Origin of the sequence: Streptomyces sp. NRRL B-3229 (genome assembly GCF_000719505.1) — a bacterium.
In the GTDB taxonomy this organism is placed as follows: Bacteria; Actinomycetota; Actinomycetes; order Streptomycetales; family Streptomycetaceae; genus Streptomyces; species Streptomyces griseorubiginosus.
Genome location: NZ_JOGP01000011.1, coordinates 179,450 through 197,263, shown reverse-complemented (window position 1 = coordinate 197,263; position 17,814 = coordinate 179,450). Strand labels below are relative to the sequence as shown.

The following is a 17,814-nucleotide window of genomic DNA, read 5'->3' as shown; positions in this document are numbered from 1 at the left end:
CACGAGCGCACACGGCGTCGCGTCCACCGGCCCACTCCACGAGGCCCGGACGTCATGACACCCGGGCCACGGTGGCCGGGCGTACTGTCGGCAGGTCCTCGGACTGACGCTCATGTGCGCTTATGCGCGCATGAGTACACCGTTGCGGGACAGTTCCGGATTCACACCGGATTCCCCTGCGACGACAGCGAGCATGAGCATACATCTTGTGCCCGGTGGTGGAAGCAGGCCCATATGTTGTGTCGCGGTGACTTCAGAGCGTCAACTTGTAGGTGAGGAGCGTGAAGTCGTCGCCGGGGATCGGCTTCCAGTCGCGCTCCGGGGCGCGGGTGAAGCCGAGGCGCTCGTAGAGGCGGTGGGCGGTGTGCATGGTGGGCTGGGTGCACAGGACGAGGTCGTGGCCCGTGGCCGCCGCGCGGTCGATACAGGCCTGCACGAGGGCTTGCCCGGCACCCCGGCCGCGGGCCTCGTGGGATACGGCGAGCATGCGGATCTCGGCCTCTCCGGGGCGGGCGAGTTCGGCCAGGGGGCCGCCGGAGGGGACGTAGGTGACTCCGCCGAGTACGCGGTCGTCCGCCGTGGCCACCAGGACCTCTGCGGTTTCCGCTCGCTTGGCCACGTTCCTGAGTTCCTGGAAGTACCAGTCGTCCTCGTCGCCGAAGGCCAGGAGGCCGTCGTTCAGGTAGGCGTGGGCGGTGATCTCGCCGAGGGGTTCGTAGTCGGTGGGTTCTGCGGGACGGATCACTATGGTCATGCGGGTGAGTGTGCACGAAAGCGGGCCGCCGAGGGTCCTGCTCCCGGTGGCCCGCTGCGGGTTGTACGGGGTTGCTCGCGCAGTTCCCCGCGCCCCTGAGGAGTTAGTGCGAGGTACCTGCTGTCGCGGGCGGAAGTTCCACCTCCACCCCCGGGTCGCCCGCGTCCGCCGTGTAGTCCTCCGGGCTCGTCTCGTCCACGCCGTCGGGGGCCTTCGCCGCCTTCAGGATGAACGTCAGGATCACCGTGACCGCCACGTTCAGGACGAACGCCGTCAGGCCGATGTAGCCGATCTCGCCGATGCCCGGGATCTCCTTCGCCGAGCCGCCGAAGTGCTTCTGGGTCGGCGAGGCGACCCCGTACGCGGCGAACGTGCCGTAGACCATGCCGACCGCCCAGCCGGCGAGCAGCGCCCAGCGGTGGAACCAGCGGGTGAACAGGCCGCCGACCAGGGCCGGGAAGGTCTGGAGGATCCAGATGCCGCCCAGGAGCTGGAAGTTGATGGCGACCGTCTTGTCCATGGTCAGGACGAAGACCAGGGCGCCCACCTTCACCAGCAGGGACACCAGCTTGGATACCTTCGTCTCCTGGGCCGCGGTCGCGTCCGGCCTGATGAAGTCCTTGTAGATGTTGCGGGTGAAGAGATTCGCGGCCGCGATCGACATGATGGCCGCCGGGACGAGCGCACCGATGCCGATCGCCGCGAAGGCCACGCCCGCGAACCAGTCCGGGAACATGTCCTCGAACAGCTGCGGGATCGCCAGCTGCGGGTTGGTGACCTTGACCCCCGCCGCGATCGCCATGAAGCCGAGCAGGGCCAGCAGGCCGAGCATCAGCGAGTACAGCGGCAGGATCGTGGTGTTGCGGCGGATCACCTCACGACTGCGGGAGGACAGCGTCGCGGTGATCGAGTGCGGGTACATGAAGAGCGCGAGCGCGGAGCCCAACGCCAGCGTGGCGTACGTCCACTGGCCGGCCTCCAGGGGCACGAGTCCGCCCGCCTTGGCCGCCGTGTACTTCTCGCTCGCCGCGCCGAAGACGTCGTCGAAGCCGCCCAGCTTGATCGGGATGTAGATGATCGCCACCGCGATGACGATGTAGATCAGCGTGTCCTTCACGAACGCGATCAGCGCCGGGGCCCTGAGGCCCGAGGAGTACGTGTAGGCCGCGAGCACGCCGAAGGCGATCAGCAGCGGGAGGTCCTTCACGAACCAGTTGGTGTTCTCGCCGCCGCCGACGCCCATCACGTCCAGCACGGCCTGGATGCCGACCAGTTGAAGCGCGATGTACGGCATGGTCGCGAGGATGCCGGTGACCGCCACGGCCAGCGAGAGCCCCTTGGAGCCGAAGCGGCCGCGCACGAAGTCCGAGGTGGTGACGTATCCGTGCTTGTGGGAGACCGACCACAGCCGGGGCAGGAAGGTGAAGATCAGCGGGTACACCAGGATCGTGTACGGCACCGCGAAGAAGCCGGCCGCGCCCGCCGCGTAGATCGCCGCGGGCACCGCGACGAAGGTGTACGCCGTGTAGAGGTCGCCGCCCAGCAGGAACCAGGTGATCCAGGTGCCGAACGACCGGCCGCCCAGGCCCCATTCGTCCAGCGAGTGCTCGTTCTCGGCCTTGCGCCAGCGCGCGGCAAGGAAGCCCATGACCGTGACGGCCAGGAAGAAGAGGATGAAGACGGTGAGTGCCACGCCGTTCACGCCGTCGTTCACTTGGCACCTCCGTGGCGGCCGCGCTGGTCACGCTTCCAGAGCTGGTAGGCGATCATCGTCAGCGCGGTGGAGATCAGCACCCACAGCATCTGGTACCAGTAGAAGAACGGGATCCCGATGAACTCCGGGTCGACCTTGGCGTACGAGCCGACCCAGAGCATCGCCACGAAGGGCGCGAGCAGGCAGAGCGCGATGACCACGCGCACCGGTGTCACCACCGGTGGTCTCACTTCAGGTGCGTCCGACATGTCGTGGCTCCTACCCCTCACTGATCAGCGTTGATCACCGGTAACGCGCAGGCAATCTAGGTCACGCGTCACGCGAGGGGAAGACCTCATCGGCGTATCGGTATGTCGATTCTGTGAAGCATCGGCGGGGACCGTCCGTACGGCCCCCGCGGTGTCCTAGTCGACCGGCCGCTTCAGGCGGGCCACGAACTTGTACCGGTCCCCGCGGTACACCGACCGCACCCACTCCACCGGCTCTCCGGCCTTGTCGAACGAGTGCCGGGACAGCATCAGCATCGGCAGGCCCACGTCGGTGCCGAGCAGGCCGGCCTCGCGCGGGGTGGCCAGCGAGGTCTCGATGGTCTCCTCGGCCTCGGCGAGGTGGACGTCGTAGACCTCGGCCAACGCCGTGTAGAGGGACGTGTACTTGACGAGGGACCTGCGCAGGGCCGGGAAGCGCTTGGCGCTCAGGTGGGTCGTCTCGATGGCCATCGGCTCGGCGTTCGCCATGCGCAGCCGCTCGATGCGCAGCACCCGGCCGCCGGCCGTGATGTCGAGGAGCTCGGCGAGCCGGTCGTCGGCGGTGATGTAGCCGATGTCGAGGAGCTGCGAAGTGGGTTCGAGGCCCTGGGCGCGCATGTCCTCGGTGTAGGAGGTGAGTTGCAGCGCCTGGGAGACCTTCGGCTTGGCGACGAACGTGCCCTTGCCCTGGATGCGTTCCAGGCGCCCCTCGACCACCAGTTCCTGGAGCGCCTGGCGCACGGTCGTGCGGGAGGTGTCGAACTCGGCGGCGAGCGTGCGCTCGGGCGGTACCGGGGTGCCGGGCGACTGGGTCTCCGTCATGTCGAGCAGGTGCTTCTTCAGGCGGTAGTACTTCGGCACGCGCGCGGTACGGACTCCTGCCCCGCCCTCGGTCTCCGCACTGCTGACGTCGCTGCTCATGGTCTGCCTTCCCGGCTCCGGATGCGGGTCACATCGTGATCCCTTCTGTATACCGTCGCCGACTCTTTTGGTCTAGTCCACAGAGGCGAGTGGTATAGCGGACGAGACTACTCCGCCGCCGCTGTTTTCGCTGCCTTCTTTACTAATGGTCCCTGCATATGTAGCTCGCATAACGGCTGGTCAGGGGCGTTTCTCAGGCTCTTGACAGGCCCTGTGGTCTGGTCCAAGCTCCCCCTACTGGTCTACACCATTGGTCCAGGTCCCGGCTGGTGGGCGGGAGGTGTGGGCATCCCTGAGGAGGGTGGCGTGAAGCGCAAGCTGGCAGCCGCGATAGGCATCGCGGGCATGATGGTCTCGGTCGCGGCGTGTGGGGGCAGCGACAGCGGAAGTTCGGACAACAGCGGCGCGGACGCCAAGGAGCTGACCGTCTGGCTCACCGTCGACGCCCAGAACAACTGGCCCGAGCTGGTCAAGGCCGCGGACGCCGCGGTCCAGAAGAAGCACCCCGGCATCAAGATCAACCACGAGTACTACGGCTGGCCGGACAAGAACACCAAGCTCGACGCGGTCCTCGCCACCGACAAGGCCCCCGACGTGGTCGAGATGGGCAACACCGAGATGCTCGGCTACATGGTCAAGGGTGCCTTCGCGCCCCTGGACGCCTCGAAGTTCACCAACTCCGCTGCCTGGCTCGACGGCCTCAAGGCCTCGGTGACCTACGACGGCAAGACCTACGGCGTCCCGTACTACGCGGGCGGCCGTGTCGGCAACTGGCGCAAGGACCTCTTCGCCTCGGTCGGCGTCAAGTCCGCCCCGAAGACCTACGCGGAGCTGACCGCCGCCCTCGACAAGGTCCAGAAGAAGGAGGGCGACAAGTTCTCCGCCTGGTACCAGCCCACCCGTGACTGGTACGCGGCCATGTCCTTCGTCTACGACGCCGGCGGCTCCATCGCGGTGGACTCGGGCGGCACCTGGAAGGCCAACCTCTCCTCGCCGGAGTCCCTCAAGGGCCTTACCGAGTTCAAGAACGTCGTCGACAAGTACATGCACGGCGACAAGACCAAGGACGAGTCCGACCGCTACATCGTCTACGGCCAGGGCAAGTCCGGCATGATCTTCGGCGCGGCCTGGGAGGGCGCGACCTCCGCCGACCCGAAGAACGACAAGACCGGCAAGCTCAAGGACAACCTCGAGAACTTCGTGATGCCCGGCCCGTCCGGCAAGAACATGCCCGTCTTCCTGGGCGGTTCGGACCTCGCGGTCCCGGTGAAGTCCAAGGCGCAGGCCGTCGCCGCCGAGTGGATCAACGCCTTCACCGGTCCCTCCGGCCAGAAGGGCCTGATGGCCAAGGGCAACCTGCCCAACAACAAGACCGACCTCGCCACCCTGAAGAAGGACCCGGCGACGGCGGTCCCGGCCACCGCCGCCGAGTCCAACTGGTTCGTGCCCATGGCGCCCGGCTGGGGCCAGGTCGAGAAGGCGCAGGTCCTTCAGAACATGCTCCAGAACATCGGCACCGGCAAGCAGTCCGTCGAAGCGGCGGCCAAGGCTGCCGACGCGGCGATCGACAAGGTCATCAACACCAAGTGACCGCAGGCAGGGCCCCGTCGGGACCGACGGGGCCCTGCCTCCCGTACGGCTGCGCGGGCCCGGCCCCCGTACGACCGTGCGGCTTCGCTCTCGTACGACCAGAGGGACCGCTGAGGAGCGCGCCATGAGTGCCGCAGACACCACCACCCCCACCGAGGTGCCGCCGCCGCTGTCGGTACCACCGCCGCCCACCCCGTCGGCGCCCCGCAGAAGGCGCGGGCCCGGCGCCACTCCATGGCTGCTGCTCGCGCCCTGCCTGCTCATCCTCGGCCTGGTCATGGGCTATCCGCTGGTCCGCCTGGTCACCCTGTCCTTCCAGAAGTTCGGCCAGTCACAGCTGTGGGGCTTCCTGCCCGCCCAGTGGGTCGGCTTCGACAACTTCACCGCAGTGCTGGGCGACGGCGAGTTCTGGACGGTCGTCGTCAGGACCGTCGTCTTCGCGGCCGGCTGCGTCATCTTCACCATGGTCACCGGCATGCTGATCGCCCTGCTGCTCCAGCGGGTGTCCGGCTGGGTGAAGACCCTGATCAACATCGCGCTGGTGGCCAGCTGGGGCATGCCGATCGTCGTCGCCACCACGGTCTTCAAGTGGCTGTTCGACGCGGACTACGGCATCCTCAACGCGCTGCTCAGCAAGCTGCCCGGGGTCGAGATGATCGGCCACAACTGGTTCGCCAGCGGCCCCCAGGGCCTGGCCGTGATCATGCTGCTGGTGGTCTGGGGCGCGGTGCCCTTCGTCGTGATCACCCTGAGCGCCGGACTCACCCAGGTCCCCAAGGAGATGGAGGAGGCCGCCCGTCTCGACGGCGCCGGCGCCTGGGGCGTGTTCCGGTACGTCACCCTGCCGATCCTCAAGCCCATCATCGTGATGCTGACGACCCTGTCGGTCATCTGGGACATGGGCGTCTTCCCGCAGGTGTTCGTGATGCGCAACGGCCACCCGGAGCCGGAGTTCCAGATCCTGCCGACCTACTCGTACGACCGTGCCTTCGTGGTCAACGACTACGCCCAGGGCTCCGCGATCGCCCTCATCACCGTGCTTCTGCTGCTCGGGGTCGTCGCCGTGTACATGCGTCAGATGCTGAAGATCGGAGAGGTCGAATGAGCACGCTCGCTCCCGGGGTCCGCCGCAGGTCGAAGCTGGGCTGGAACCTCCTCGGTCTCCTCGTCTTCGTCACCGCCGGCTTCCCCGTCTACTGGATGCTCAACACCGCGTTCAAGCCGGCGAAGGACGCCATCGACCCGGACCCGAGCCTGCTGCCGACGGGCGTGACGCTGAGCAACTTCAGCCGCGCGCTGGACATCGCCGACTTCTGGGGCCCGGTCGGCCGCAGCCTGATCGTGTCCCTCGCGGTCGTGGCGATCGGCATCGTGGTCGGCACCCTGGCCGCCCTCGCCATCTCCCGCTTCGCCTTCCGCGGCCGCAAGGTCGTGATCGTGGGCATCCTCGCGGTCCAGATGGTCCCCCTGGTCGCGATGATCATCCCGGTCTTCCTGCTCCTGAACGATCTCGACCAGTACGACAAGCTGTCCGGCCTGATCATCACCTATCTGACCTTCATCCTCCCCTTCACGGTGTGGACGCTGCGCGGCTTCATCGTCAACATCCCGAGGGAGCTGGAGGAGGCGGCGATGGTCGACGGCTGCTCACCCACCGGCGCCTTCCTGCGCGTGGTCTTCCCCCTCCTGGCCCCCGGCATGGTCGCCACCTCGGTCTACGCCTTCATCCAGGCCTGGAACGAGTACCTCTACGCCCTCATGCTGCTCAGCCAGAAGAACCAGACCGCGACCGTCTGGCTCGGCAACTTCACCACCAAACACGGCACCGAATACGCCCCGATGATGGCCGGCGCCACCATGATGGCCGTGCCGATCGTGGTCCTCTTCCTCCTCGTCCAGCGCAAGATGGCCGCGGGTCTCACCGCGGGCGCCGTGAAGGGATAACGCCCCCCGATGACGACATTCGCCAGCGGCACGACCGGGTCCAATGCGAAAGATGCGCTCACCCGCGACGCGCTGACCGTCCTCCAGCCCGGCTTCACCGGCACCACCGCCCCCGACTGGCTGCTGCGCCGCCTGGGCGAGGGGCTCGCCTCGGTCGGCCTGTTCGGCCGCAACATCACCTCCCCGGAACAACTCGCCGCCCTGACGGCCCAGTTGCGTGCCGAGCGCGACGACGTCCTGGTCGCCATCGACGAGGAGGGCGGTGACGTCACCCGCCTGGAGGTGCGCTCCGGCTCGTCCTTCCCGGGCAACAACGCCCTGGGCGCGGTGGACGACGTGCAGCTGACCCACGCGGTCGCCGCCGAGCTGGGCCGCCGTCTCGCGGCCTGCGGGGTCAACCTCAACTGGGCCCCGTCGGCCGACGTGAACTCCAACCCCGCCAACCCGGTGATCGGCGTGCGCTCCTTCGGTGCCTCCTCCGACCTGGTCGCCCGGCACACGGCGGCATACGTCACCGGGCTCCAGTCGGCGGGCGTCGCCGCCTGCACCAAGCACTTCCCGGGCCACGGCGACACCGCGATCGACTCCCACCACGCCCTGCCGCGCATCGACGCGGACCGGTCGGTGCTGCTGGAGCGCGAACTGCGGCCCTTCCGCGCCGCCATCGCCGCCGGTACCCGTGCCGTGATGACGGCCCACATCCTGGTCCCGGCCCTGGACCCGGACCGCCCGGCCACGCTCTCCCACCCGGTCCTGACCGACCTGCTGCGCGGCGAACTCGGCTACACCGGCCTCATCGTCACCGACGGCATGGAGATGCGGGCCATCGCCGGCACCTACGGCATCGAGCGCGGCAGCGTGCTCGCCATCGCCGCAGGGGCCGACGCGATCTGCGTGGGCGGCGGCCTCGCCGACGACGAGACGGTACGGCGGCTGCGGGACGCCCTGGTCTCCGCGGTCCGCTCGGGCGAACTCCCCGAGGAGCGCCTGGCCCAGGCGGCGGAACGGGTCCGCACCCTGGCCCACTGGACGGCGGCCGCCGCGGCCGACCCCCAGCTGACGGCCGACGAGGAGGTGGGACTGCGCGCGGCCCGGCGGGCGTTGCGCCTCACCGGTGCCGGCTTCACCCCCCTGTCCGCGGCCCCCTATGTCGCCGCCTTCACACCGGTGGCCAACATCGCCGTCGGTGACGAGACCCCCTGGGGCGTGGCCGCCGAACTCACCCGCCTCCTCCCCGGCACGGAGACGGGCAGCTTCGCCGGCGAGGACGCGGGCCTCGCGACCCTGGCCGCGGCCGGCCCCCGCCGCATCGTGGCCGTGGTCCGCGACGAACACCGCCACCCGTGGATGGCAGCAGCCCTGGACACGGTCCTGCGCACCCGCCCCGACACCGTCGTCATCGAAATGGGCCTCCCCCAGGCCCCGGCCCGAGGAGCCCTGCACATCGCGACCCACGGCGCGGCAAGGGTGTGCGGACGGGCGGCGGCGGAGGTCATCGCGGGGGCCTCCTGAGCCTTACGACGCGACAGGTGCCGGTTCCTTCGAAAGGGACCGGCACCTAAGTCTTTTTTGGGGGCGCGGGGAACTGCGCGACCAGCCACCACGAACCGGCACCGGCGACAAACAGAACCCCGCAGACGAGTCCCCTAAATCCCCTGCCAGTCCGGCTTGTTGACAAACGTGTGCCGGAAGTAGTCAGCAAACTTCAACTTGGACGCCGCCCCCTCGTCCACCACAACCGTCGCATGCGGATGCAACTGAAGCGCCGACGCAGGACACACCGCCGCAACCGCCCCCTCCACCGTCGCCGCCACCGCATCCGCCTTGCCCTCACCCGTCGCCAGCAGCACCAGATGCCGAGCCTCCAGGATCGTCCCGATCCCCTGGGTGATCACATGGTGCGGCACCTGCGAGATGTCCCCCTCGAAGAACCGCGCGTTGTCCACCCGCGTCTGCTCGGTGAGCGTCTTGATCCGGGTCCGCGAGGCCAGCGAGGAACACGGCTCGTTGAACCCGATGTGCCCGTCCGTCCCGATCCCCAGCACCTGGAGGTCCACGCCCCCCGCCTCGGCCAGCGCCGCGTCGTACGCCGCGCAGGCCCCGGGGATGTCCTCCGCGGTCCCGTCCGGCCCCATGAAGGCGTCCATCGGTATCCCGAGCGGCTCCAGGACCTCCCGGCGCAGCACCGAGCGGTACGACTCCGGGTGCTCGGCCGGCAGCCCCACGTACTCGTCGAGCTGGGCGATCCGCGCCCGCGAGGCGTCCACGGCACCGGACCGCACCTTCGAGGCCAGCGCTTCGTAGATCGGCAGCGGGGTCGAGCCGGTCGCCACCCCGAGCAGGGCGTGGGGCTTGCGCCGCAGGAGCTGGGCCATGGCCTCGGCGATGAGCTCGCCGCCTGCCTTGGCGTCCGGAACGATGACAACTTCCACGCTGGGCCTGCCGATCTGAGGAAACGATCTGATCTGGAGAAACGCTCTGCACCGGGAGGGCTCGACCGGACCCGGCACAGCCCATGTGGTTTAGACCAATCTAACAGAATCGGGCGTCCCGGCCCAGAGTCCCCGGGCGTCATCGCCCCGCCGCCCCCGCGTCACTCCGAGGTCGGATCCCCTTCCTCGCGGGGGAGCGGAACGGGTAGTGCAATAGGAGCCATGAGCACCGTCACCACACCCGACCCGCACAGCGGACTCCCCGGCCGGATCATGGCCCGCGAGATGGCCGAACAGCCCGGGGTCCTGCGCCGCATCCTGGACGAGGGCGCCCCGGCCATCCGCAAGGTCGCCCGGGAGATCGCCGTCCGCGCCCCCCGCTTCGTCCTGCTCACCGCCCGCGGCACCTCCGACAACGCGGCCCTGTACGCCAAGTACCTCCTCGAAATACGCCTCGGCCTGCCCTGCGGCCTCACCTCCATGTCGACGACCACCGCCTACGGCGCCCGTCCCGACCTCACCGACGTCCTCGTCGTCACCGTCAGCCAGTCCGGCGGCTCCCCGGACCTGGTGGCCTCCACCCGGGCCGCCCGCGAGGCCGGCGCCATCACCCTGGCGGTCACCAACAACCCCGACTCCCCGCTGGCCGGGGTCTCCGAGTACCACATCGACATCATGGCCGGACCGGAGAAGGCCCTCCCCGCGACCAAGACCTACACGGCCTCCCTCCTCGCGCTCTATCTCTTCGTCGAAGGCCTGCGCGGCGGGGACGGAGGCCCCGCCCACGTCCTGCCCGAACTGGCCGCCGGACTGCTCGCCCGCCAGGAGGAGGTCCGTGCCCTCGCCGCCCGCTACCGCTTCGCCGAACGCATGGTGATCACCTCGCGAGGCTACGGCTACCCCACCGCCAAGGAGGCCGCCCTCAAGCTGATGGAGACCAGCTACATCCCCGCCCTCGCCTACTCGGGCGCCGATCTGCTGCACGGCCCGCTCGCCATGGTCGACAACGTCTCCCCGGTCATCGCGGTCGTCACCGACGGCAAGGGCGGCGAGGCGCTCCAGCCCGTCCTCGACCGGTTGCGCGGCCGGGGCGCGGACCTGGTCGTGATCGGTCCCCGCGGTCAGGTCGAGCGCGCCTCGGCCGGCTTCGTCCTGCCCACCGAGAACGTCGCCGAGGAGGTCCAGCCCGTCCTGGAGATCATCCCCCTCCAACTCCTGGCCTACGAGGTCACCATCGCCCGCGGCCAGGACCCGGACGCACCGCGCGCCCTGGCGAAGGTGACGGAGACGCACTGAGCGGGTCTGCTTGTGGCGGACGAGAGGGTCTGCTTCTGGCGGACGAGTGGGTCCGCTTCTGGCGACGAGTAGGTCTGCTGCTGACGGCCGAGCGGGTCCTCTTCTGGCGGCCGTCGCGGAAATTGCCCGGCCATCTCGCCCCGCACATGAACCCACACGCGTTAGGCTGCGTGGTGGATGTCAGGGCGTCCGACCAGTTGCCTCCCGTGGGGGAAAGCGCCAACAACAAACAGGCTCCCACGCATGGACACACCTAGTGGTCTAGTCCACAATTGAACCGTGACTTCCGTCTTCCCCGCACAGGAAGGCGGGATCGAGGAACCGGAGCTCTCTGCCCTGACTGCCCCGGGTCCTCATCCTTCGGCCGACCGGGACCGCACACCCCGCGGCCGATACTGCTCCGGGCTGCGGTGCCGGGAAGGTTGAGGGTCCTTCCCAGGCGCCGCGGCCCGCGGGTGTTTCCGGGGCCGGGCGTCCTCAGCGACGGCGCTTTTAGGTCACTCACATACCGCCAGGTACGCTCGCACCCGTGCCCTCCATGAACGAACTGGTCCGCCAGCACACCGCACTCGACGACTCCGACCTCGAGTGGCTCCATCTGCTGGTCTCGGAGTGGCAGCTGCTCTCCGACCTCTCCTTCGCCGACCTCGTCCTGTGGGTCCCCACCCGGGACGGCGCCCGCTATGTCTCCGTGGCCCAGATGCGCCCCAACACCGGCCCCACCTCCTACCAGGACGACATGGTCGGCCACCTCGTCCCCCGCGGCCGCCGACCCTTGCTGGACGCCGCGCTGGACGAGGGCCGGATCGTGCGCGAGGGCGACCCGGAGTGGCGCGAGGAGGTCCCGGTCCGCGTCGAGTCGATTCCGGTACGACGGGAGGGGCGCGTCCTCGGTGTCATCGCGCGCAACACCAACCTGCTCACCGTCCGTACCCCGAGCCGGCTCGAACTGACCTATCTCCAGAGCGCGTCGGACCTCGCCCAGATGATCGCGGCCGGCTCCTTCCCGTTCCCCAACCAGCAGATGGACATGGACGCGGCCCCGCGCGTCGGCGACGGTCTGATCCGCCTGGACGCGGACGGCATCGTCCAGTACGCCTCCCCGAACGCGCTGTCCGCCTACCACCGCATGGGCCTCGCCTCCGACCTGGTCGGCCAGCACCTCGGCCGAACCACCGCCGAACTCGCCCCCACCCGGGGCCCGGTGGACGAGGCGCTCGCCAAGGTCGCCAGCGGCTGGGCACCGCGCGAGTTCGAGATCGAGGCCCATGACGGGGTCATCCAGTTCCGGGCCATCCCGCTCAAGCCCAAGGGCACCCGCATCGGTTCACTGGTGCTGCTCCGGGACGTGACCGAACTGCGCCGCCGCGAACGCGAGTTGATCACCAAGGACGCGACCATCCGGGAGATCCATCACCGGGTGAAGAACAACCTCCAGACGGTCGCGGCCCTGCTCAGGCTCCAGGCCCGGCGCATCGAGTCCGACCGCGGCCGGGAGGCGCTGGAGGAGGCGGTCCGCCGCGTGGGCTCGATCGCGATCGTGCACGAGACGCTGTCCCAGAACCTGGACGAGCGTGTGGAGTTCGACGAGATCGCCGACCGGGTGCTCGCGATGGTCGCGGAGATCTCGCCCGGCAAGGTCACCGGCCGGCGCAGCGGCCGCTTCGGCATCCTGGACGCCGAGGTCGCCACCCCGCTCTCGATGGTCCTGACCGAGATCCTCCAGAACGCCCTGGAGCACGGCTTCCGTGAGGGCGAGACCGGCACCGTCGAGGTCTCTGCCGTCCGCGGCGGCACCACCAAGGAGGCCCGCCTCCTCGTCACCGTCCAGGACGACGGTGTCGGCCTGCCCGAGGGCTTCGACCCGCACACCGCCGGAAATCTGGGGCTCCAGATCGTACGGACCCTGGTGGAGGGGGAGTTGGGCGGCACGTTCGACATGGTCCCGGCGCCGGAGGGCGGGACCCGGGTGATCCTGGACGTGCCGGTGCGGGCGCACAAGTAGCGACGGCGCACCTCGACCGCCGTACGACTGCTGCCGTGGCGGCATTCCGGGCCCGTGACGGACAGCAAAAAGCCCCGGACCGTTCAGGGGTCCGGGGCTCACATGCTCGTTGCCAGCGTGTGCTGCGCATCGGGGGTACTGCGCGCTGCGGCTCGGGGGCGGGAGAAGCGTACGCGGTGTACGCGCCGCCAAGCTCAGGCTGTTTTGCGGGGCGGGTGTGTCAGGCGGAGGCCTGACGGGCCCGGTTGCGGGCGGCACGGCGCTTCATGGCGCGACGCTCGTCCTCGCTGAGACCACCCCAGACGCCGGAGTCCTGGCCGGACTCGAGCGCCCACTGCAGACACTGATCCATAACGGGGCAGCGACGGCAGACGGCCTTGGCTTCCTCGATCTGCAGCAGCGCAGGACCGGTGTTGCCGATGGGGAAGAAGAGCTCGGGGTCTTCCTCGCGGCAAACGGCGTTGTGACGCCAGTCCATGGCTGCTACCTCTCCTTGGTATTACGTGCAAGTTGCTTGTGAATGTGAACGCTTTCACGAATCCCTCAACAAGTGAAGGGCCGATCGCCGAGTCTTCCCCGGCGTGGTCCTGTTGATTGAAGAGGGGTTCCGGTGGTCTGTGGACGCTGGTGTTGCGGGCTGTCCCGACCGCCACGTAGAGACTCGCAAACCTCAGCGGCGGATACAACCCCTTCCGGAAAGTTTTTTTTGATTCCTCGGTGTCGACTAGGTCACAGCCGTACTTCCATGGGGTGGACCCTGGCCTAAACGTTCGAGTGAAAGGACTTTAGCCCCTTCTGCTCACACAATCACACGCAGTGCACGGCGTACGCCTGTGAACGTCACGCTCGTTCGCAGTCCGAGGTGGTCGCCGTCCATCTGGAGGGGCAGAGGCACCTTCGAATGCAAGGTGAACTGGTCCAGGTCGTGCAGGGAGATCGCGTGCTTGCCGTGGGGGCCGCGTTCGGGGGACGAAGTGAGCAACTGCGTGCCATATCGGGTGATCGCGGGCGCCGTGATGCGGCTCAGACCGAGTACGTCGAGGCCTTTATCGAACGAGGCCTTAGGTGACGCGTACATCGGGTGATTGCCCAGGAAGGTCCACGGAGAGGTGTTCGAGACTATGGAAAGGACCAGACCGGTCACCGGCTCCGCGTCCGGCCGATCCAGTGTGATCGTCCCGTGCCGGCGGTGCGCCTCGCCGAAGAACTGGCGCAAGGCCTGGCGGACGTAGAGAGCGTGTGTGGATTTCCTGCCGCGCTCACGCTGCTGCTCCACCCGTCCCACCACACCGGCGTCGAACCCGAGGCCCGCGTTGAAGGTGAACCACCGTCCCGGCACGGCCTCGTCCTCGGTGCCGGGCGTGCCCGAGGTCAGTCCCAGGCCGACGGTGCGCTCGCGGCCCTCGCGCAGGGCGTCCAGGAGGGCGCCGGTGGACTCCACGGCGTCGTTGGGCAGACCCAGGGCGCGGGCGAAGACGTTGGTGGAGCCGCCGGGGACCACGGCGAGTCCGGGGAGGCGGTCGGGCTCGGGCCCCGCGTGCAGGAGGCCGTTGACGACCTCGTTGACCGTGCCGTCGCCGCCGAGGGCCACGACCAGGTCGATGTCCTTGCTCTCCGCCGCCTGCCGGCCCAGGTCGCGGGCGTGGCCGCGGTACTCGGTGGTGACCGCTTCCAGTTTCATCTCGCTCGCGAGCGCGTGGATCAGGACATCGCGCGTACGTGCGCTTGTGGTGGTTGCCGCCGGATTGACCACGAGGAGTGCACGCATGGGTTGCAGCGTACCTACTGGGTGGTACCGGGCACAGTTCGAGGTAGGGATCACGTAAGACTTCGGTCCGTGAGCCTTGCCACGGGGGCGCGGGGCAACCCGAGAGAAGCGGCGTGCGTTGCCCGCGCCTCACCCGTGGGGGCTCCCGGGACCGAGGGCTACCCTTCAGGGGTGAGCAGCAAGCAGAACCCGGCCACCCCTTCTCCCGCCGAGACCGCCGAGACCGCCGAGATCTCCGGTCCGCGCCCGCGGCGACTGACGTACGCCGCCGCACTCGCCGGACTGGAAGGGCTCGCGCTCCTCGTCGGGGGCGGCTGGCTGCTCGTGGAGGGCATCGTCGGTGACCCGGACGACCGGCAGTCCGCCGTCACCGGGGGCATCACGCTGATCGTCCTCGCCCTGCTGCCGCTGCTCGCCGCGCGCGGACTGCTCGCCCGCCGCAGCTGGAGCCGGGGCCCGGCCGTCATCACCCAGATCATGGCCCTGCCCGTCGCCTACAACCTCCTCCAGGCCGACAGCGTGGCCATCCCGGCAGGCATCGCCCTCGCGGTCGTCGCGGTGGCGGCCCTGATCCTCCTGATCAACTCCGAGACCACCCGGGCACTGGGAATCAGGGGACCCGGGCGGACCCAGGACGGCGAGGGCCGGTCGTAGCACTGGGGTGGGGCGGCCGCGGAGGCGGTGCCCGGCCCTCTGACGCAGCGTGGCCGGCCGCGGAGGCGGTGCCCGGCCCTCTGGCGCAGCGTGGCCGGTCGCCGGGAAGGCGGGAACCGGCCGAGGCGTGCGGTCCTGGGCGGCCCGGTCCCCACGGCGCTGACCGCGGCACATCTGTGTGCGGTGACCGCTGGGGCGCGGCCCGGGGTCCCGGCTCCTCGATGGGCCCCGGCGTTCCCGGGGACCGGTCGGACCGAGCCCGGCGGCGGGACGGCCGCTCTCGCCGGGCTGTGGGTCTGTAGGTCTACTCCTCTACGAGGAGCTTTTCCCGGAGCTGGGCCAGGGTGCGGGCCAGGAGCCGGGAGACGTGCATCTGGGAGATGCCGACCTCCTGCGCGATCTGCGACTGGGTCATGTTGCCGAAGAAACGCAGGAGCAGGATGCGCTTCTCGCGCGGCGGGAGATCCTCCAGCAGCGGCTTCAGCGACTCGCGGTACTCGACGCCCTCCAGGGCCTCGTCCTCCGCGCCGAGGGTGTCCGCCACCGCGGGCGACTCGTCGTCGGTGTCGGGGACGTCCAGGGACAGCGTGGAGTACGCGTTGGCGGACTCCAGGCCCTCCAGGACCTCCTCCTCCGAGATGGCCAGCTTCTCGGCCAGCTCGTGGACCGTGGGGGAGCGGCCGTGCTGCTGGGAGAGCTCTGCCGTGGCCGTCGTGAGCGACAGCCGCAGCTCCTGGAGGCGGCGCGGCACGCGGACCGCCCAGCCCTTGTCGCGGAAGTGGCGCTTGATCTCGCCGACGACCGTGGGCGTCGCGTACGTCGAGAACTCGACTCCGCGCTCCGGGTCGAAGCGGTCGACGGACTTGATCAGACCGATGGTGGCGACCTGGGTGAGGTCGTCCAGCGGCTCGCCGCGGTTGCGGAAGCGGCGCGCGAGGTGCTCGACGAGCGGCAGGTGCATCCGGACCAGCCGGTTGCGCAGCTCCGCGTACTCCGGGCTGCCGTCCTTCAGCGTGCGCAGCTCGACGAACAGCGCGCGTGCCCCGCTGCGGTCCTGTGGATCATGGTGCGGGACCGGCGTGTTGTTCGCGCCCGCCGCGCCGTCCTCTGCGTTTCGCTCGTGTTCGCTCATCGTCCCGCCCGTCGCCCTTCCACGAGCCCTCGCCTCCGTCCGCGCCGGGAAGACCCCGGCCGGCCCTGCCGGAGGCGTGTCCTGCACGGCAGCTTCCCGATCACCCTGCCCGTCGTCCAGGAGGCCGGTCGCCGTGCTCTCACCGACGCTCTCCTCGGGGTGCGGCCGGGCCTGCTCGGGGATGCCGTCGATGCCGTCCACCATGTGCCGGGAACCGCCGGGGCCGTCGTCGCCCAGGCGGTCGGTGCCGCTCGGGCGGTCAGGGCGGAGCCCGCCCTCGGCCGGCAGCTCCCGTGTGCCGCGCTCTTCGTCCCGCACCGGCCCGTCCCCGTTCCTCACGCCGGCCCGGGTCCCGCGCCGCGCTGTTTGTAGAGGCTGATCGACACGGTCCTGTCCTCGTCCACGGCCGACGAGACCTTGCCCGCGAGGGCCGACAGGACGGTCCAGGCGAAGGTGTCGCGCGAGGGTGCGTGCCCGTCCGTGGTCGGGGCCGAGACGGTGACCTCCAGCGAGTCGTCGACGAGGCGGAAGACACAGCTGAGCACCGAGCCGGGCACGGCCTGCTGGAGCAGGATCGCGCAGGCCTCGTCCACCGCGATGCGCAGGTCCTCGATCTCGTCGAGGGTGAAGTCCAAACGGGCTGCGAGGCCGGCCGTGGCCGTCCGCAGCACCGACAGGTAGGCACCCGCGGCCGGCAGCCGGACTTCCACGAAGTCCTGGGTCGCGGGCTCGCCTGCGATCTGGGACACCCTCACCTCCAAGGTGGTACAAGCTTTTCGGGGGCCGAGGGTCGCCCCCCGGAGTAACGCGAAGTGTGGTTCAGCGGTGACGCTACCGCGCTCTCGGCTTTTCTGTCCCGGGACCCCAACCCCATGCCGTCACTCACAGTAAACCTGTGGACACGCTCCGTGTCTAGGGGGTTTGCGGCTCCAATTGGGAAGAACGCGCGCCGGGTTGACGTACCCAGACGTCAGACGGTCGAACCGTCCTGGAACCCGCAGGTCCAGGGTCACACAAGGACGTGGTCCACGAAGCACCAACGCCAGTTCTCCCCGGGTTCGTGCGTGCGCATGATCGGGTGCTCGGTGTCCTTGTGGTGCTTCGTCGCGTGCTGTCCCGGCGAGGAGTCGCAGCAGCCGACATGACCGCAGTCGAGGCACAGGCGCAGCTGTACCGGGTGGGTGCCGTCCCTCAGGCACTCCGGACACGTCTCGCTGAGAGGCTCGGGTTCCGGGTGCGGCAGCGCGTCGGCGTGCGTGCACTGTTTCATGATTGCCAGGTTACGACGGCCGCGCGGATGGCGGCGCGGAAAAACGAGGGTGGGGCGTACGACGATGAACGAGGGCGGGCGAGGGT

At 69.4% G+C, this 17,814-nt stretch carries 17 protein-coding genes and 1 riboswitch; of the genes, 7 read left to right on the top strand and 10 right to left on the bottom strand.

Features of this window, described 5'->3' with window-relative positions; all coding sequences use genetic code 11:
- Nucleotides 1-71: 71 nt before the first annotated feature.
- Nucleotides 72-208: riboswitch (cobalamin riboswitch) on the bottom strand.
- Nucleotides 209-253: 45 nt separating this feature from the next.
- The 4 genes from IF54_RS0119970 to IF54_RS0119955 form a co-directional block, all read right to left on the bottom strand.
- The gene (locus IF54_RS0119970; RefSeq protein WP_030320509.1) at nt 254-754 is read right to left on the bottom strand and encodes a GNAT family N-acetyltransferase; all 501 of its coding nucleotides are present in this window, start codon (nt 752-754) and stop codon (nt 254-256) included.
- 103 nt (nt 755-857) lie between these two features.
- Nucleotides 858-2,468: a monocarboxylate uptake permease MctP gene (gene mctP, locus IF54_RS0119965; protein ID WP_030320508.1), complete on the bottom strand. Its 1,611-nt coding sequence runs from the start codon at nt 2,466-2,468 to the stop codon at nt 858-860.
- A complete protein-coding gene (locus IF54_RS0119960; RefSeq protein WP_030320507.1) occupies nt 2,465-2,716 on the bottom strand; it encodes a DUF3311 domain-containing protein in 252 nt (83 codons plus the stop codon). The genes mctP and IF54_RS0119960 overlap by 4 nt, the downstream gene beginning before the upstream one ends.
- 156 nt (nt 2,717-2,872) lie before the next feature.
- Complete coding sequence (locus tag IF54_RS0119955; RefSeq protein WP_030320506.1) at nt 2,873-3,637, bottom strand: GntR family transcriptional regulator; 765 nt, start codon at nt 3,635-3,637, stop codon at nt 2,873-2,875.
- A 306-nt stretch (nt 3,638-3,943) separates the two neighbouring features.
- Between IF54_RS0119955 and IF54_RS0119950 the strand changes: the two genes are divergently transcribed.
- The 4 genes from IF54_RS0119950 to IF54_RS0119935 all read left to right on the top strand — a co-directional run bounded on the left by IF54_RS0119950 (nt 3,944) and on the right by IF54_RS0119935 (nt 8,683).
- Nucleotides 3,944-5,227, top strand: coding sequence for an extracellular solute-binding protein (locus IF54_RS0119950; RefSeq protein ID WP_030320505.1), 1,284 nt, complete (start codon nt 3,944-3,946; stop codon nt 5,225-5,227).
- Between the two features lie 124 nt (nt 5,228-5,351).
- Nucleotides 5,352-6,332: a carbohydrate ABC transporter permease gene (locus IF54_RS0119945; protein WP_030320504.1), complete on the top strand. Its 981-nt coding sequence runs from the start codon at nt 5,352-5,354 to the stop codon at nt 6,330-6,332.
- On the top strand, nt 6,329-7,171 hold the full coding sequence (locus IF54_RS0119940; protein ID WP_030320502.1) for a carbohydrate ABC transporter permease: 843 nt from the start codon (nt 6,329-6,331) through the stop codon (nt 7,169-7,171). The genes IF54_RS0119945 and IF54_RS0119940 overlap by 4 nt, the downstream gene beginning before the upstream one ends.
- Before the next feature lie 9 nt (nt 7,172-7,180).
- Entirely contained in the window at nt 7,181-8,683 is a 1,503-nt protein-coding gene (locus IF54_RS0119935; protein ID WP_030320501.1) for a glycoside hydrolase family 3 protein, read from the top strand.
- Between the two features lie 134 nt (nt 8,684-8,817).
- Here IF54_RS0119935 and nagB read toward each other — a convergent pair whose 3' ends face one another.
- The gene (nagB, locus tag IF54_RS0119930; RefSeq protein ID WP_030320499.1) at nt 8,818-9,603 is read right to left on the bottom strand and encodes a glucosamine-6-phosphate deaminase; all 786 of its coding nucleotides are present in this window, start codon (nt 9,601-9,603) and stop codon (nt 8,818-8,820) included.
- Nucleotides 9,604-9,825: 222 nt separating this feature from the next.
- Between nagB and IF54_RS0119925 the strand changes: the two genes are divergently transcribed.
- Nucleotides 9,826-10,899 carry an SIS domain-containing protein gene (locus IF54_RS0119925; RefSeq protein WP_030320496.1) on the top strand — a complete coding sequence of 358 codons (1,074 nt, stop codon included), beginning with the start codon at nt 9,826-9,828 and terminating at the stop codon, nt 10,897-10,899.
- Between the two features lie 538 nt (nt 10,900-11,437).
- On the top strand, nt 11,438-12,904 hold the full coding sequence (locus IF54_RS0119920) for a sensor histidine kinase (protein ID WP_020136659.1): 1,467 nt from the start codon (nt 11,438-11,440) through the stop codon (nt 12,902-12,904).
- 220 nt (nt 12,905-13,124) lie between these two features.
- On the opposite strand, the gene IF54_RS0119915 is transcribed toward IF54_RS0119920, so the two are convergent.
- Together IF54_RS0119915 and IF54_RS0119910 are read right to left on the bottom strand one after the other, a co-directional pair.
- Nucleotides 13,125-13,382, bottom strand: a complete 258-nt coding sequence (locus IF54_RS0119915; protein ID WP_006142322.1) for a WhiB family transcriptional regulator — start codon at nt 13,380-13,382, stop codon at nt 13,125-13,127.
- Between the two features lie 321 nt (nt 13,383-13,703).
- Nucleotides 13,704-14,672, bottom strand: coding sequence for a diacylglycerol/lipid kinase family protein (locus IF54_RS0119910; RefSeq protein WP_030320495.1), 969 nt, complete (start codon nt 14,670-14,672; stop codon nt 13,704-13,706).
- 171 nt (nt 14,673-14,843) lie between these two features.
- On the opposite strand from IF54_RS0119910, the gene IF54_RS0119905 reads away from it, so the two are divergent.
- Nucleotides 14,844-15,326: a hypothetical protein gene (locus IF54_RS0119905; protein WP_030320494.1), complete on the top strand. Its 483-nt coding sequence runs from the start codon at nt 14,844-14,846 to the stop codon at nt 15,324-15,326.
- A gap of 304 nt (nt 15,327-15,630) precedes the next feature.
- Here IF54_RS0119905 and IF54_RS39675 read toward each other — a convergent pair whose 3' ends face one another.
- The 3 genes from IF54_RS39675 to IF54_RS0119890 form a co-directional block, all read right to left on the bottom strand.
- Complete coding sequence (locus tag IF54_RS39675) at nt 15,631-16,776, bottom strand: RNA polymerase sigma factor SigF (RefSeq protein WP_078852041.1); 1,146 nt, start codon at nt 16,774-16,776, stop codon at nt 15,631-15,633.
- Nucleotides 16,777-16,793: 17 nt separating this feature from the next.
- The gene (locus tag IF54_RS0119895; RefSeq protein WP_006136266.1) at nt 16,794-17,207 is read right to left on the bottom strand and encodes an anti-sigma factor; all 414 of its coding nucleotides are present in this window, start codon (nt 17,205-17,207) and stop codon (nt 16,794-16,796) included.
- Between the two features lie 260 nt (nt 17,208-17,467).
- Nucleotides 17,468-17,728: a UBP-type zinc finger domain-containing protein gene (locus tag IF54_RS0119890; RefSeq protein WP_020136655.1), complete on the bottom strand. Its 261-nt coding sequence runs from the start codon at nt 17,726-17,728 to the stop codon at nt 17,468-17,470.
- Nucleotides 17,729-17,814: the final 86 nt, after the last annotated feature.

Bases quoted from the DNA above. Each gene is read 5' to 3' on its own strand.
- IF54_RS0119940 (WP_030320502.1), top strand. From the start codon at position 6,329: ATGAGCACGCTCGCTCCCGGGGTCCGCCGCAGGTCGAAGCTGGGCTGG.
- IF54_RS0119955 (WP_030320506.1), bottom strand. From the start codon at position 3,637: ATGAGCAGCGACGTCAGCAGTGCGGAGACCGAGGGCGGGGCAGGAGTC.
- IF54_RS0119920 (WP_020136659.1), top strand. From the start codon at position 11,438: ATGAACGAACTGGTCCGCCAGCACACCGCACTCGACGACTCCGACCTC.
- IF54_RS0119890 (WP_020136655.1), bottom strand. From the start codon at position 17,728: ATGAAACAGTGCACGCACGCCGACGCGCTGCCGCACCCGGAACCCGAG.
- IF54_RS0119910 (WP_030320495.1), bottom strand. From the start codon at position 14,672: ATGCGTGCACTCCTCGTGGTCAATCCGGCGGCAACCACCACAAGCGCA.
- IF54_RS0119935 (WP_030320501.1), top strand. From the start codon at position 7,181: ATGACGACATTCGCCAGCGGCACGACCGGGTCCAATGCGAAAGATGCG.
- IF54_RS0119970 (WP_030320509.1), bottom strand. From the start codon at position 754: ATGACCATAGTGATCCGTCCCGCAGAACCCACCGACTACGAACCCCTC.
- IF54_RS0119925 (WP_030320496.1), top strand. From the start codon at position 9,826: ATGAGCACCGTCACCACACCCGACCCGCACAGCGGACTCCCCGGCCGG.
- IF54_RS0119960 (WP_030320507.1), bottom strand. From the start codon at position 2,716: ATGTCGGACGCACCTGAAGTGAGACCACCGGTGGTGACACCGGTGCGC.
- IF54_RS0119945 (WP_030320504.1), top strand. From the start codon at position 5,352: ATGAGTGCCGCAGACACCACCACCCCCACCGAGGTGCCGCCGCCGCTG.
- IF54_RS0119915 (WP_006142322.1), bottom strand. From the start codon at position 13,382: ATGGACTGGCGTCACAACGCCGTTTGCCGCGAGGAAGACCCCGAGCTC.